The sequence below is a fragment of the Rhodococcus sp. KRD162 genome (assembly GCF_017168335.1).
Taxonomy (GTDB): domain Bacteria; phylum Actinomycetota; class Actinomycetes; order Mycobacteriales; family Mycobacteriaceae; genus Rhodococcoides.
Map to the genome: position 1 here is coordinate 487604 of NZ_JABFAU010000005.1, position 15345 is coordinate 502948.

11 protein-coding genes are annotated in these 15345 nt (G+C 64.0%); 3 read left to right on the forward strand and 8 right to left on the reverse strand.

Translation table 11 applies throughout. The features are described from left to right. Positions 1-13: 13 nt before the first annotated feature. Positions 14-1342 (reverse strand): LCP family protein, encoded by a 1329-nt coding sequence (locus tag J1M87_RS10750; RefSeq protein ID WP_307830776.1) that lies wholly within the window; start codon positions 1340-1342, stop codon positions 14-16. Between the two features lie 323 nt (positions 1343-1665). Here J1M87_RS10750 and J1M87_RS10755 point away from each other — a divergent pair, with 323 nt between their 5' ends. Further along, the gene (locus J1M87_RS10755) at positions 1666-2028 is read left to right on the forward strand and encodes a helix-turn-helix domain-containing protein (protein ID WP_206489510.1); all 363 of its coding nucleotides are present in this window, start codon (positions 1666-1668) and stop codon (positions 2026-2028) included. Positions 2029-2044: 16 nt separating this feature from the next. Here the strand turns inward: J1M87_RS10755 and J1M87_RS10760 are convergent, their stop codons facing one another. Further along, positions 2045-2365, reverse strand: coding sequence for a homoserine dehydrogenase (locus tag J1M87_RS10760; RefSeq protein WP_206489511.1), 321 nt, complete (start codon positions 2363-2365; stop codon positions 2045-2047). A gap of 230 nt (positions 2366-2595) precedes the next feature. Beyond that, on the reverse strand, positions 2596-3363 hold the full coding sequence (locus J1M87_RS10765) for a hypothetical protein (protein WP_206489512.1): 768 nt from the start codon (positions 3361-3363) through the stop codon (positions 2596-2598). A 187-nt stretch (positions 3364-3550) separates the two neighbouring features. On the opposite strand from J1M87_RS10765, the gene J1M87_RS10770 reads away from it, so the two are divergent. Then, complete coding sequence (locus J1M87_RS10770) at positions 3551-3835, forward strand: GNAT family N-acetyltransferase (protein WP_206489513.1); 285 nt, start codon at positions 3551-3553, stop codon at positions 3833-3835. A gap of 830 nt (positions 3836-4665) precedes the next feature. Here the strand turns inward: J1M87_RS10770 and J1M87_RS10775 are convergent. The 5 genes from J1M87_RS10775 to J1M87_RS10795 form a co-directional block, all read right to left on the reverse strand. Continuing rightward, positions 4666-6063, reverse strand: coding sequence for a plasmid pRiA4b ORF-3 family protein (locus tag J1M87_RS10775; RefSeq protein ID WP_206489514.1), 1398 nt, complete (start codon positions 6061-6063; stop codon positions 4666-4668). Between the two features lie 392 nt (positions 6064-6455). Beyond that, on the reverse strand, positions 6456-6995 hold the full coding sequence (locus J1M87_RS10780; RefSeq protein ID WP_206489515.1) for an LpqN/LpqT family lipoprotein: 540 nt from the start codon (positions 6993-6995) through the stop codon (positions 6456-6458). A 72-nt stretch (positions 6996-7067) separates the two neighbouring features. Beyond that, positions 7068-7907, reverse strand: a complete 840-nt coding sequence (locus J1M87_RS10785; protein ID WP_206489516.1) for an HAD family hydrolase — start codon at positions 7905-7907, stop codon at positions 7068-7070. 28 nt (positions 7908-7935) lie between these two features. Beyond that, entirely contained in the window at positions 7936-9141 is a 1206-nt protein-coding gene (locus tag J1M87_RS10790) for a metallophosphoesterase (protein ID WP_206489518.1), read from the reverse strand. Positions 9142-9171: 30 nt separating this feature from the next. Next, on the reverse strand, positions 9172-14355 hold the full coding sequence (locus J1M87_RS10795) for an AAA domain-containing protein (RefSeq protein ID WP_206489520.1): 5184 nt from the start codon (positions 14353-14355) through the stop codon (positions 9172-9174). A gap of 282 nt (positions 14356-14637) precedes the next feature. On the opposite strand from J1M87_RS10795, the gene J1M87_RS10800 reads away from it, so the two are divergent. Continuing rightward, the gene (locus J1M87_RS10800; RefSeq protein ID WP_206489522.1) at positions 14638-15312 is read left to right on the forward strand and encodes a TetR/AcrR family transcriptional regulator; all 675 of its coding nucleotides are present in this window, start codon (positions 14638-14640) and stop codon (positions 15310-15312) included. The last annotated feature ends 33 nt before the right edge of the window (positions 15313-15345 follow it).

Genomic DNA, 15345 nt, shown 5'->3' on the forward strand with positions numbered 1-15345 from the left:
GCCGGCATGAGGGTCAGTCGACGCAGGGAATGCCACCGTCGCTGTGCACGCCCTCGTCAGGTGTCGCAGGCGGGTCCTGGGCCGGACCCGATGTGCCGGTAGCGGAGGGTGCGGTTGCCGTCGTCGGCGCCGGTGACGGGGTGGTGGACGCGGTAGAGCTCGATGCGCTGGTGCTCGACGCGGTGGGCTGAGCGTTGCCGATCAACCGCGCCGCCTCGGCCCTGATGGCACCCACGTCGACGAGATTGACGTCCTGTCCGTCGATCGTCTCGTAGCCGGTGATCGGCAGCGTGTAGAAGTCGATATCGCCATGCATGACGGCCCCTGCCTGCTCCGCGAGCGTCACCGGGTCGAGCGAGGCGTCGATGACGATGTCGTTCTTGGTGCCCGCTATCAGCGCCCGCAGTTCGCCGATGTTGGCCAGAACGCCGGAAGAGCTGAGCTTGGCCATCACTCCAGCCACGAAGGCCTGCTGCCGTTTGGTCCTGTCGAGATCACCGTTGTCGAGGCCGTGACGTTGCCGCACGAAGGACAGCGCCTGCGACGCGCTCAGCTCTTGAGCTCCCGCGGGAAAGTTCGCACCCGAATAGTCGTCGTGTACTGGATTGTTCAGGCACACCTGGATGGGTCCGACGGCTTCCGCCACGTCGTAGAAGCCCAGTAGGTTCACTTCTGCGAAATGGTCGATCGGCACATCGAGCAACTCACGAACCGCAGTCAACGTCGATCGTCTGCCGGCTTCCCGCGCTCGCCGCTCACGCTCGGCCGGATCACTGACGCCCTCGTCGAGCAACTGTGTATCGGCGTCGGCCTTGGCCAGTCCATAGGCTTCTTTGATCTTTCGCTTGCCGTATCCGGGTACATCGACGTAGTCGTCCCGAGGTATCGACAACGCAGTCGCACGCCCGCCGTCAGCCGGAAGGTGCACCAGCAGCAGAGTGTTGGTGTTGTATCCGCCCACATCACTGTCGCCTGCGTGCAGCGCATCGGTGACGAACTCGGCAGGTAGGTCGTTGCCGTCCATGTCCTTGCGGCTGTCGAGGCCGATCAACAGAATGTTGGTGTCTCGACCGTTGCCATTCGGATCGTTGTTGGCAATGCCATCGAGGGCGTCGGAGGTCGTCAGTCCGGTGGTCGCCTCCCGGTACACAACGAAGCCGGTTCCACTGACGGCGATCGAGGCCACCGCAGCGGCCGCGACCAGAACCCGTCCGATCCGAAGCGCACGACCGCGATCACCCGACGGTGTGTGGATGCGGTGACGGCCTGCACCGCCGTTGCTGCGCAGGGTGTCATCGCCAAGGCCGTTCGGTAGCACCTCGCCAGGGTACGCGGCTCTCACCTGGGTGATGCTTCGCCCAGGCAGCGCGAGTTCGTCGCCGACCGACAACGTCCGCCTCGAGGTCGGCGCGGGCCTGCGGAATCCGACGGGCCCGCGCGGGCACCCGCTCGGCGAAGGTTGGGCCGATCGGGACGAACCGGACGGTAAGCCCATGTCTTCGCCGAACTCGGTTGCTCGATCGGTGCGATGTGCAGTCCCCTGACGTAGAGGCGTGGCATCAGATCTCGTGAATCTCGGTGGATCACGCAGTCGTCGCCGCCGAGGCACTTGTCGGCAGTGGTTCTCCCGAGCCGGTGCGTACGGTCTGCTTCTATTCTGAACGTATGGACTTCCGATTCGTGACCCGGGCGCTGAGCACGCGCGCTGCCACCCAACTCGGTGCCGCTGTGCACGGGCGAACCGGCACCGACGTGGACGTTCACATCGCAGGTTCGGCGGTACCGCTCGACGACACTGCCCGAGATGCCGTACTCGAACTGCTCACACAGTTGGCAACCGTCAAGGCGGTGGCCATCGGAACCGTGAACGAATTGCTGACGACATCACAGGCAGCAGAGGTGCTCGGGGTCTCCGATACCTACGTTCGGAAACTGGCAGACGCCGGCGACCTACCGATCGAGATGCGCGGAACCCACCGACGTTTCCGACTCGAAGATCTTCTGCGCCAACGTGATCGATTCCGGTGATCAGTAGCCGCGACTCTCAGCCGGCCTCACGTTCGAAGTGTGCGGACTGAACGGTCATCAAGTCCCGGAACGCTTGTCCGGCGGCCAACCACAGCTGTTCGGAGTCGATGTAGTCGATTCCTCGATTCTCGACGTCGCCGCGATACGCGCCGACGTCGACCGACAGCATTCCGATCACCGACGACACATCCGGATCGAGATACGCCGATTGACTGTTCTGCAGCTCGCGAAACTGAGCCGAGAAGAACTCCGCTGGAATTCTTCGGTCGACGAACTGCGCGATGAGAAACAGGAAGCGGGATGAATGGGCGGACGCCGCCCGATATGACTGCTCCATGATGAACCCCTCTCCCCACGGTCGACAGCACCCCTCGCACTGTCGACCGTCGAGCTCGCTGAGACCCGAAACCCGATGCACTGACGAACCCTCGAGCATCTATTCGACCCAGCGACTGAAACAGGGAGCTCGTCGTACCAACGCTAGGCTAATCAAGCCCCGTGCCGGTTTTTACTTCTAGCGCGAAATTGATGAGAGATCACAAAAGACAAGCCCTTACCTGTTGCTGCTTACCGAAAAGACCCCAGAGGGGCACGGTCAGGGGTGTCCAGCTCCCAGAACTGCCAACCGTCCCGCTCCTCGACATCCCCACTGATGTGGGTGGCGACAGCGCTGGCGGCCACGGATGGACTGTCGAAGCGGCGGCCTTCCATCGGCCCTGCCGTGATCTCGAGCCGTTGACTTTCCGGGTCGTACCGACCACACAGTCGGTAGCCCTCGAAATCGGCAACCACGCGCACGCGTTCGTCGATCACTTCTTCTTCCACCGCCACTGCGGACTTGCGCTTGGCTTTGACTCGGGGCGTACGAACCCAGGTCTGCTCGGGACCGAGGTCTACCGACGTATCCAGAGTGGCACTCAGCCCCAACAAGTCCCATCGCTCACTGCCGTGTGCGACACGGTCGACCGCGATTGCATGATGGCCCGTTCTGGTACGCAGCGGCGAGTCCTGAACCCACAGATCCACTTCACCGCGAATATCGGCTGCCATCTCTTCCGAGGACACCATGTAGAAGCGCGGATCATCGTTCGCAAGGTCGACGAACACCCAGTACGAGGAGCCGGTGTCATCGCTCTCGAGAGACTCGTCCTGCCTGCGCGCCTTCCAATCACCAGCCACTTTCGAGCGCACCCGAACGATGCACGACGACGTGCCGTCCATGGACCAAACCTGCACTGGGTTCCGGCGCGACGACGTCAGCCGCTCCGCGCGCCCGCTGCGCTGGGCGACGGTCCTGATGAATGCCTTGATTCCCCGGTCGGATGTGTCTTCCACGGATTGCCACCTTCAGCCTCGAGAGCACCCCGTACTTGTGAAGAGCGGTGATGCGACGGGCGGCGCTGGCACGACTCGGTTTCCCTCACCCTACTGCTTGGAGCGGGCCTCGAGGAACCGCTCAAATCCCAGCGCACAGGTGCCGGATACCGTGGAGACACCGACACTCGGCCAGGAGGCACAACCAATGACGGTCACAATCGAGCATGACACCGCACACAGTCGGTTCGAGATCTACGTCGACTCGGAGTTGGCGGGCTACTCCGAGTACCTCGAACAGGACGGTGTCAGAACGTTCCACCACACCGTCACATTTCCACAGTTCCGGGGCCGGGGACTCGCTGCGACCCTCACCGAACACGCTCTGAACGACACCAGCACGCAGGGATTTCGAGTAGTCCCTACGTGCTGGTTCGTTCGTGATTTCATCGACGCGGCAGGCGATCGCTACGCCGATCTCGTCGAGAACTGAGAATCAGCGCACGGAAGACAACGCACCGATTCGAGGCTCGGCTCCTGCTTCGCAACCGTTCGACGAAGCCTCGGGCTCGTTCCCGACCTTCCGCGAGTTCGGTTCACTGCCAACGCCTTCCGCACGTCGTTCGGCTTCGATCCTGCGTCGATCATAATTCTGCACGCCACGCGCAACACGTTGTCGGTGCTCATTCAGGATTTGTTCGTAGTGGTACATCTGTTCTCCTACAGCAAATTTGGGGGCCAACACAGACGATGCTGCGCGGCAAGGAATTCGAGGGACGAGCCATAGTCGGCCCGTAGCGCTACTCAACGAGCGTTGTCGGCGACGAACGCAAACCGAATACGGAGGACTCGACGGCCCGGGTACTTCAATTCTGCTGCCACTTGTCCACCTCCATCGTCTCCGCACTGTGCCTGTGCCATGATCATGCACGCACCAGCCAACGAACTCCAGCGAATTAAATTCTCGGTCCGAAGCATCCGAAGGCCCGAACCCAATCCTGTTGTCCTGCTGAGCATTCAGACCTCCAACCCGCGTCCTGATCGCTCTCACGGACTTCGAGTCGATCGGCGGTTGTGTACGACGCGATCAGGGGCCGGCGCGCGAGCATGGTCTCCTGGGTGTGATGGTCGATGAGATTCGTGTGCTGGGTCGCCCGGCTCCTGGCGCAAAAGCGCGCGCGTTTGTCGGATGCGCGCGGAATGGTGTCGTGTGGGGTGGCGATTGTGCGCGCGTCTGACGATTCCGCGCGCGTCTGTGCCGGGGGGGTGAGGGTCGAGGGGTTCCGTGCTGGACAGTGTGGGCCTGGTGTCCCTGGTCCCGGCCTACCTGCCTCCAGCCCTGGCGCAAGTGCGCGCGCGTTTGTCGGATGCGCGCGGATTGGTGTCGTGTGGGGTGGCGATTGTGCGCGCGTTTGACGATTCCGCGCGCATCTGTGCCGCGGGGTGAGGGTCGAGAGGTTCCGCGCAGGTGGAGTGATGGCCGAGGGGCTCGGGTGCGCGCGTTGCGAGTCCGCTCGATTCGATCCCCGGGGCCGCGAATGCGCGCGCGTTCGTCGGACGCGCGCGGATTGGTGCCGTGTGGGGTGGCGATGTTGCGCGCGTCTGACGATTCCGCGCGCATCTGTGCCGCGGGGTGAGGGCCGAGAGGTTCCGCGCAGGTGGAGTGATGGCCGAGGGGCTCGGGTGCGCGCGTTGCGAGTCCGCTCGATTCGATCCCCGGGGCCGCGAATGCGCGCGCGTTCGTCGGACGCGCGCGGATTGGTGCCGTACCCACCCCAACCCCCACTCGAGTTCCTTGCGCATCGCTGCGACCAGGGCTGGCTTGAGATAGCCGGCATCGGTCAGTGCAACTCCGTCCTCGCCGATCATGCGGAGGAACCAGGTCAACTTCGACATCGCGATCTCGGCGACCGGTAGGTCCACCGAACTCTCGACTGTGAGTTCGCAGCGTGGCAGCAGCGCCATCAGCGAGGGCACCTCCGTCGGTCGTATCCGATCGAAGAGTTTCCCGACGGCCGGTGCCGTTGCCACCGCCTCGGCGAGAACCGACCTACCCGTATCGAGCGAGAAGAGCTTTCTGTTGACCGCATCGACGTCGAACCGAGCCGGGTTGAATCCCGGTCCCCACCTCGAAAGGAGAGCCGGAAGTTCTGGATCGGCCGGATCGTGTGCGATCTCGAGATCCTGCGCATAGTGCGACGGTCCGCCGCAGTCCTCGGGTGGGCACGCGCGCGCCCCATCGAGGCAGACCGATCGAAGGTCGTCGATATCGGAATCGATCTGCTCCAACTCGACAGTGTGCGTCCACCCATCGCCGAAGTCGTACTCGTAGGCCAGTACGGACCCGGGAGATGTGAGGACCTCGTCGATTCGGACTCGTTCCTCACTGGCAGCTTCGGCACGTGGTTCGTGGTCGAGAGTCTGTGCCATCTCGAAACGACGGGTCGAACCGGCGGCCCTGAGGCTGAAGGCATGCATGTGCCGGTCCTCCCAGCCCACAGCGCATTGCAACACCGAATGCAGTTCCGAGAGCAGCAGGTCGGAGCGCACCCGCAACCGCCGCCATATCTGCGGTCGAGTGTGATCGACAGTCACCCGCAGAACCAGGTTGACCAGACCTCGGCCTGTCGGTTTCGTGCCGCCACCGTCGGACGACTCGTCGGTGTCGGGCAGATCCGGAACCACCGAGAGATGGCGGACGCGGCCGGTTCTGATCGACATGCACTCGACCCTAGTCGGACGGGTGTGTCGGACACAGACTTCTGACCTGCGTTCGTGAGAAACAGACATACGCAGGTGCGGTGCATCGAGATCGCCGGCTCACGATCGTTGCCGACCTTGCTCGTCGAATCCGATGCGGCCGAAGCATAGGTAGATCGCTCGTCCACACCGGACAAGCCTCGGTCGATGGTCCCCGAGGCCGCCCTCGGCGAGGGAAGCATCCTCGTCCGCTGTCACCGAATCCCGCACGCGACCAATCCCGCACGCGACGAGGTTCCGTTTTCCCCGGCACTCAGGGTGCGCCCATCATGTTCGCGACGAAAGCCTTGCGAACGTCGGCAACTACCCCGCCGACCAGAACTACCGCCACGGGCAGTTCGACGCCTTCGGGCCTAGGACACGTTCGTTGTCAGACCGTCGTTGATCGCCGAGACATCGAAGGCCAACGAATCGAGTTGAGAGACCAACGTGGTCACCGTCAACTGAACCAAGTACTGAGTAACGACGCCCACCACCACGTAGCGAGTCGTCACCGCCGCTTCGAGCTGTTGTGCTGCGTAGGTACCCCGAATGAACCGGGACGGCCAACCGAGCCACGACGCCGTACTTGCCTCGCGCTCCTGCCATCCTGGCATCGCACGTCCGTCCCCGAAACCCAACGCCAACAACGCTTCCGGATCTATCGTGCGAGAGAGGGCACCGACAAGAAGTACAGCGTTGGGCGCAAATCCGTTCTCCACGAGATTCGGCTCGACGATCACCTGCGTGGCCCCGGGAAACTGTGCCGGATCGAGGGTCTGCCAGCCTGCAGGGACCGGCACGGTGATACCGAGCTCGGCCGCGGCAGCACCGTCGAGCGGTGAGACCTGCAGCTCGTGTGCATTCAGGTACTCGGCGATCGTGGTCGGCTCCGGCGACTTGGCATCGTTCACGGCAAGGAACCTTTCGATGGTGGGCAATTCGAGGGCACGCCAGAGGCTACCTGCAACGGAACTCCACTCGGCCTACAGTGCAGCTCTGCGCTCAGTGAGTTCTTCCAGGTAGCGCGCGACCGCATCCTCGTCGTTGGACTCGAGTACGCGATCGGCAACAGCGCGCACTACCTGCGCGGCATTCGACGGGCACAGCGCCGTGCCCGCCCACGCCAGCATCGGCAGGTCGTTGCGCGCATCTCCCACTGCGGCAACGGAATCCGAGGAGATCCCCCATTGCTCGCACAATCCCTGCAACGCACTGGCCTTCGAGACCCCCGCGGCGGACATCTCGATGTACGGAGCACCGGAATGCGTCAGCTCGACCCCGTCAACTCCCGCAGCGGCAACGAGCTCGTACAGCGCTTCGCTGGTGGTATCCCTATGTCGAGCAACAATTTTGACGGTCGGCTCGACATCGACCGACAGACCGTGCTCCGACAGTTCCATATCGCGCGGATGCCGGTGGTGGTCGGCGAATACACACAGTTCGGCATACCGGGCCTCGGCAACGAAACGCGTGGATCCGACAGTGGCAAATGCCACGCCGGGGACCAGCTCCCGCACGACTGCCTTGGCCGATGCGACAGTCTCGGCCGGTACCGACCTGGTGTCGACGATGGTCGGGGTGCCGTCGACCAGATCGAGGATCACGGCACCGTTGGCCCCGATTGCCGTCCCGCGAAATCCGCAGGACGCGGCGAGTTCATCGATGGAGTGTCTGGCCCGCGCTGTCGCCCAGACCACTGTGATTCCAGCAGTCGCGGCACCTGCCATCGCGGCCGCTGTTCGCTCCGAAATCGTTCGGTCCGAACGCAACAATGTGCCATCGAGGTCGGTTGCGACAACGACGACCTCTCGGGTGCTCTTCACCCCATCGATACTGCCAGGTCGGGCACTCTCAGCCTGCGACCAACGTCAGAACCGAGATCTCACTGGGTGCGAACACGCGAAACGGTGGACCCCAGAACCCCGATCCGCGGCTGGTGTAGAGCTGCGTTCGTGCGCCGTGCCTGCTCAGCCCGTGTACCACTGGCTGGTCGAGGCGAACCAACGCCGAGAACGGCCAGATCTGGCCGCCATGGGTGTGGCCGGATACCTGCAGATCGACACCGGCGCGAGCGGCGTCGGCGACCTGTTTGGGCTGATGAGCCAACAACAACACCGGCATCGACGGATCGGTGCCGTCCAGCGCGCGATCGAGATCGGCACCGTGGCCGGTCGCGCCGGACCCTTTCGCCGTTGCGTCGTCGACGCCGGCGATGATCAGCGCATCCTCACCGCGATGCAACACGAGGTGACGATTGTGGAGGGCATTCCACCCGAGAGTCTCCATGTGATCGAGCCACTCCTGCGCCTCGCCGAAGTACTCGTGATTTCCGGTGACGTACACGCGGGCTGCGCTGGCGCGCATCGATTCCAGCGGCGCTGCCTGCCGCCGCCGCCGATCGACAGACCCGTCGGCGATGTCGCCGACATGGGCCAACACATCCGGCTCCACGGCATTGACGGCATCGGTCAATCGTTGCGACCACACCGTCCGATCGAGTGGGCCGAAATGTGTATCGGTCACCAGCACCACTTTCAGACCGTGGAATCGAGCACCGAGCCGATCGATCCGCACGCGCGTGTGGCGAACCCGAGGCGTCCGCATCGCCTCGTAGTGACCCCACAGAGCGAGAACGACGACTACCACCGCGGTAGTCGCGGCTACGATTCGCGACCGCATCGGATCGTCAACCCCGACCAGCCAGAGGCCGAGTCGAAGCAGCAACGAGAGCGTCGACCAGACGAACGCGATCCAGACCACGCCCAGCAGCACATCTCCGATACGCGCCCACGCGTCTTTGCCGCGGCCCTCGGGTCCCGGCCGATGGCCCAGGTACATCGCGGCGGGCAAGGCCAGCAACGCCCCCACAGCGACCACAGTTCCGAGAACTCGCACTATCGCAGGCCATTGTGCGCCTGCGAACACCACGGTCCACGTGGGCAGCCCGAAGAGGACAGCGCACACCCCGAACACCATCACAGGAACGACGATCCGGCGACGATTTCCCCGGTTCGGTGCGGCCGATCTGTCCGTGTCCTGCTGCTGTCGATCTGTCATCGGCGATCAGCCCTCTGTCCTTCTGCGGGCCTATGGCCGACGTCGAGTTGTATACCCCCGAAGGCCGTTGATCGGGAGTTCGTGCTCGGCGATCCCGTCGTCCCCGGGCTTCTCGACATCGGACTCGGACTCGGACTCGTTGTCGTCCACCGGCTGCGAGTCCGCCTCGTCCGGTGCCGAGCCGACCGAGCCGGGAGGCTCGAGGTTCGATGCATCCTTCCGACCTGACGGTACCTCGCCCTCGGACGGATGCGACGCTGCGGTTTCCTGCGGCGCCGACCGTTGGTCGCTCGACGCACTGCTGGACTCGTCCGTTGCGGCGTCCTTGGGTGCTGGGGTCGATCCGGTGGTCATGGCCGACCGCCCCACCGAGGAGGACCCGTTCGGACGTGCAGAACCACGAGAGGTACCGCCCTCGCCGGTCTTCGATCCGTTGGTCGAGCCGGATCCGTTCCGAACCCCACCGTTGCCCGTTGCCGATCCGTTGGATGCGGTGGATCCAGTAGCGGAGGCTGCTGCGCTACCGTTCGTCGTACTCGATCTGTCATCGGCTCCGGAACCGTTGGGAGCAGTCGAGGGTCGTGTTTCCCCATCGGTGTGGCGGACGTCGGACGTGAACGTCTCGTCGGCCGCGATATCGATCCGCGGCATGGTCCACAGAGACAGCACCGATTCGTGATGCACCGCGGAGTCGCCGCCGTTCGAGGTGTCGAAGGCACCGGAATCGTCGAACTGCGAGGATTCGAGCGGGACCGGGGACCACTTTGCGCTCGATGGCGAGGTTCCTTCGACGGCAACGGTATTGGGCTTGATCCCCAGGCGCGCGAGGGTGGCCCAGAGACTTTCCAGAGCCGCATCGCGATCGAGGTAGTACTCCGATTCGCGCACTCGCCAGAAAGTCCAACCGCACCGCTTGAGCTCCTGCTCGCGCTGCAGGTCCGCCAAACGCTGCGCCGATGTGGACAAGAAGACATCACCGTCGCACTCGACCGCGAGACGCGAGGATTCTCCGGTGACCACCAGGGCGAGTCGCCGATTGTTCACTTCCACACCGGGGTTGACGTGAAATCCGCGCTCGACGAGGTCGTTCCACAACTGTTGTTCGAGGAGCGTCTCGAACGGGGCCGTTCGGATCTCACGCGAGACGTTGACGGGCATGGGATCGGCCGGTGCGGGCGATACGGAGGTGACGTAGCCGAGAAGCGAGTTACGCAGATCCGCGCGCTTGAGACGGTCGACCGTCACCGAATGGAAGAGCCAGAGCTGATCCTGTGCTCGCGACGCGGCCACGTTGAACCGACGCTTGTACTGGTTGGCAGTGAGGGTGGCGAAATTCTGATCGGGAGCCACCACCATGGACAGGAATACGACGTGACGTTCGTCGCCCTGGAAGTCCGGCGGCGTGCCGACCCGTAGCCGCCGCTGCTCCCACTGTTCGATGCCGATGCGCTTGATCAACTCGTTTCGGATCTCGTCGACCTGCGACTGCCCCTGCAGTACGACCACTCCGAAGGTGAGGTTGTCGTACGCGGAATCCTCTAGACAGTCGGCGATCTGTTCGGCGATCGCCACGGCTTCGGTGCGATTGACCAGTGATGCGTTCTTTCCGGTGACCGTCGCCCCGCGAACGTACGTGTGCCGCAGCGGCGGAAGCCGATCCGCGCCGAACTGGCGAACGGGAACGAGAGGCGAGTCTCCGTAGAACTGTTGGCTCGACCAGTTGATGATCTCGGGCATGGACCGGAAGTGCTCACGCAGCCGGACCACTTGCCCGAACCTGGTACGGAGCATGGAGAACAGGCTCGACCTCGGCGTCAGTGTTGCCCGTACGTGTTCGGGTAGATCGGGCAGGTAGACGTCGAGCCGATCGAACACGTCCTCGAGCGTTCCGGTCTGCAGGACATCGGCTGGGGCACATTGGCGATCGTCACCCACCACGATCACTCGAGGTGCGAGGTACAGCAGGAAGAGGCTGGTGATGTCGGCCTGACTCGCCTCGTCGACGATGACGACGTCGAAGCTTCCCGGTACCGGAGGAATCGACGCCAGCACCTGCGAAAGCGGCATCACCCAGGCGGGCACTGCGCTCTGCGCTTCACGCATCGCCGAACGTGCTGCACTGCGGTAGGTTTCGGCGTACTTGCCGGCACCGGATCCGATACTGGAGATGTGTTCACGATAGGTCTGCAGCGCACGCACCTCGACCGCCGTCATGCGCTCCAGACTGTTTCGCCACGCACTGGCAGCGGCCAAACGCGTTGTGAGATAGGCGATGTCGGTGTCAGCGGCGGCCAGCTCGGCTTCGAGCTGCTGCTCGAGTCCGCCGTGATGCTGCTCCCCCACCCACTCACGTGCTCGACGCCATGCCCAGGCCTTCGACATCTGCCAGCTCAGCTCGTCCCACTCGGCGTCGCCTGCGGTCTCCTCGACCAGGTCGAACAATGCAGGTGCGACCGAAGACAAGGACGCCGACATCGACTCGAGCAGAAGTTGATCCTCCTGCTCGGCACACGCCTTCGAATAGGCAGTAACCGCGGCAGACAACTCCAACGGGTCGGCAGTGCCCAACGCGCTCACCAGGTCGGAGCCCTCGGGCGAGGGCCCGGCATCGATGCGAGTGGCGACCGCGAATTGAAGGGCATCGAGTTCGGCCCTGGCAGCGTCGATGTCGATGCGTTCCGCGATGGCGTCGGCGGCCTCGGCAATTTCCTGAGCTTCGGCCAGACTGCGTATCCACGGTGCTGCAGGAGAGATCGAATACAGCCGGTGCACCAACTGGTCGCGAGCGGAGAGGACCGCCGTCACGAGACCGAGTCGATCGGCGATCCGCGCCAGGTTGTTGACTCGTATCGAACGCGTACCGTCGAGCGGGACGATGATGGCGAGATCAGCCAGCAGTACTGACGCCGTCTGCACGGTCTCCAGGGCTCGAATATGTTCAGCCACCAGGCGAACCGCCATGGCCGTCGTCGCGGGTTGCCCGTCGACGGTGGCAACGATGTCGAGCGCCTCGACGGCCTTCTGTTCCTCGCTGCGCCGGAACCGAGTCTTCCACTCGACACCGGACTCCAATGCCGCGGCGAGCGCGTCCATTGCCGCCAGCGCCGCCTGCGTACTCGACGAGCACTGCACATCGTGCGCACCGACGTAGCGATCGGATGCCGCTGCCGTGTCGACCATCGCGTCGATCCCGCTGACTCGCGACCACAAGTGGGCAGCTTCGCCCGACAGCACCGAATCGGTCAGCCGCGAATAGGTGCCGTCGAGGTCGGAGACCGCTCGGACACATGCGGCGAGCTCTCCGCACAGTTGCCTGATCTCTGCGGACACCGAAGGTTCGACACCGTCGAGCAGCTCGATCAGGGATGCGGCCTGGGGCGATACGGTGTCGATCCGAGCGCCTGCCCGAAGGCAGAGCGCAGCGAGTTCGGCGGAGTTCGGCAGCATCGTTTCCGGACGCGGCAACACCTGACGCGAGCGCAGTTCGCGACTGCCCGCGGAGGTGGCGATCAGTTTACGCAGGTGGTCCACCTGAGCGCCGTCGAGCGGTGGCCGATCAGCGAACAACGGGCCGGGCAGCCACTCGTGCGCACCCTCGGCCGCTTTGACCTTGCGCACGATCGAAGAAACCGTGCCCTCGTACCCGTCGGAAACATACTCGTGCACAACGGTTTCGGATTCTCGAAGACTTCGGACCCGATCCAGCAACTCCGCGCGCCTGGCCACCGCTGCGCCGCGCTGAGTCGTCAGCGCCTCGATCTTCTGCACCTCGCTGGCCTCGTCGAACGAGGTCTTTCGTTCGGCGATCTTCGCAACGCTGCGATTGAGCTCCTCCGACCCACCCTTCGACAGGTCGGTGATCGAGACGCAGAGCTCCTGCAATTCGGGCGGCAGCTTGTCGCGCAACACCCGCAAAGCTTGTGACTTTTCACTAGTGACCAGAACCCGCTGACCACGTGCCAACAGTCCCGACATCAAATTCGCGATCGTGTGCGTCTTGCCCGTACCGGGCGGACCCTCGACCACGACGCCGCTGTCGCGGCCGAGCCGTTCGATGATCTGAGACTGCTCGGCGTTGGCCGGAAGCGGGAACAGCGGATCGTGTGCCAGCGCCGCCGACTCACCGGCTCCGGTTCGCTCGAGCCACGCCATCCGATCTGCCGGCTCGATCGCATCGACAAGTTGCGCGAGCCCGAGCGGCACCGGGGAATCGGCGAACTCGAGATCGGCGATCATCTGCTCGTAATAATCGACCAGCGCGAACGAGTCACGGACACGGAGCACGAGGGCAGGTGAGATCGTCAGTGTTCGGTCGTCGTCGATGTAGGCGAGCGCCCCGGGCGGTCCGATGCGATCGAGGACCTCGATCTCGTGCCGAGGCACCCGCGAAGCCCACAGTCTGAGAAATTCTTCCACTCCGGCACCGACCGGGGAGGTGACGGAGTCGTGCAGCTGCTTCGCCAGCGCCACCGATCCGGAGGTATCGAACTCGTCCGAACTCGTCAGCAGTTGGCCGTCCTCGAGCCGCGGACTGCTGCTCGCCACGAGGCGGACCAACAGGTCACCGGTGCGAACGTCCCGTTCGATGCCGGCCGACTGCGTGATCAGGTGGGTGCGCACGCTGCGTTGCGGATCGGTGTTGCTCGATGTCAGCAGCCCCGAGGCCACCACGAGCTCGATCGACTCGGGCCGCGATGCGAGCTCCTGCATCATCAACTGCAGAGACTGGTACAACGCGGCCTGGGGACGCCGATCCCGATCCTCCTGCGCCCATTCCTTCCACGATGTCGAGTACTCCTCGAACGCCTGCTTGATCTCGTAAGCCTTGCGAATGTCGAAGTCCGCATCCGAGTCCTGCTCCTCCGCGCGACGGCGGGACAGCACCGAGGACGCGTCGGCCAGCTCCAACTCTCGATAGCGGCTGTCGGCGACGACTTGCGGATCGAGCCATCCGGACAGCAGTTCAGGCGGCTCGGGGGGATCGTCGACGGCGACGCGAGGCGCTCGGACAACGACACCGCCCTGCTTGACCTTCGTGTCGAGTTGCATGGGCACGTCACCCGAATGCACCCATTCGACCTGCACGTGGTCATCGAAGCGCAGCACCGGGTTCGATCGCGCCTCGACGATCTCGCGAAGAAAGCGCAGCAGGCGTTGCACCCTGCTCTTGAGCTCGTCGTCGTGTTCACGACCGGTAGCCGCCGCAGCCGTCACAGTTTCCCCACAAATACTCGAATGGTCGTCCTTGTCGAGGACAGTGCTTGCGCACCCGGGCCACACTAGCCGCTGAACATCAGTTGTTCACCGCGTCCTGAGCACAGAGAATTCGTTCTAGTGCTGGGTCACAAAGACCCGCACGAGTCGCTGTCTCACCCGTTCCGATCTGATACCTGCGGTGCATCGTCGGGCCCGCTGTCGAGACCGGTCGGTCTGCGGGGTGAGATTCCTGCGGTGCATCCGAGCCGAACACCGCGATCAATGACGTATAAAGACTGAATGCCTGCTGCGCCGGACTCCGATCGTGAGCTGCCGAATCGGGATCTGCCGACCACTCCACGCGGGTTGCGCACTCGGTCCTCGCTGGTGTCGGCCGCGCGCCGCGTCTTCGAGGACAGCGGCTACCTCGACTCGCGGTTGATCGACATCACCCGTGCCGCACGGTGCTCGGCCGGGACCTTCTACACGTACTTCACCAGCAAGGAAGAGATCCTGGCGGCAGTACTCGATCAGGCCAGAGACGACATGCTGCACCCGGGTACGGAGCGAGTGGATCCGCACGACGACCCGGTAGCGGTGATCGCCGCGAGCAACCGCGCCTACTTCGAGGCCTATCGACGCAACGCGAAGCTGATGGCGCTGCTCGAACAGGTCTCGAACATCGATCCTGAGTTCCGCCGCCTGCGGCGCGAGCGTGCCGACGCCTTCGTTCGACGCAACGCACGCAGCATCGAGAATCTGCAGAAACGCGGCCTGGCCGATGCCGAACTCGATCCCCTCCTCGCATCGCGGGCCCTGTCTTCGATGATCAGCCGGCTGGCGTTCAATCACTTCGTCGTCGATGCAGCACAGGGTCACGCCTCAGCGGACTACGAGGGCCTGCTTGCCACGGCGACGAGACTGTGGGTGAACGCGCTGCAATTGCCGCGCACGGACGCCGCAGGTGCCGAATGAAGCCTCGATACCCGACGGATCGAATCGCGTCGA

What these genes read in the sequence shown, in the direction of transcription:
- J1M87_RS10755 (WP_206489510.1), top strand. Translation starts at nt 1,666, where the DNA reads ATGGACTTCCGATTCGTGACCCGGGCGCTGAGCACGCGCGCTGCCACC.
- J1M87_RS10760 (WP_206489511.1), bottom strand. Translation starts at nt 2,365, where the DNA reads ATGGAGCAGTCATATCGGGCGGCGTCCGCCCATTCATCCCGCTTCCTG.
- J1M87_RS10770 (WP_206489513.1), top strand. Translation starts at nt 3,551, where the DNA reads ATGACGGTCACAATCGAGCATGACACCGCACACAGTCGGTTCGAGATC.
- J1M87_RS10775 (WP_206489514.1), bottom strand. Translation starts at nt 6,063, where the DNA reads ATGTCGATCAGAACCGGCCGCGTCCGCCATCTCTCGGTGGTTCCGGAT.
- J1M87_RS10790 (WP_206489518.1), bottom strand. Translation starts at nt 9,141, where the DNA reads ATGACAGATCGACAGCAGCAGGACACGGACAGATCGGCCGCACCGAAC.
- J1M87_RS10800 (WP_206489522.1), top strand. Translation starts at nt 14,638, where the DNA reads ATGCCTGCTGCGCCGGACTCCGATCGTGAGCTGCCGAATCGGGATCTG.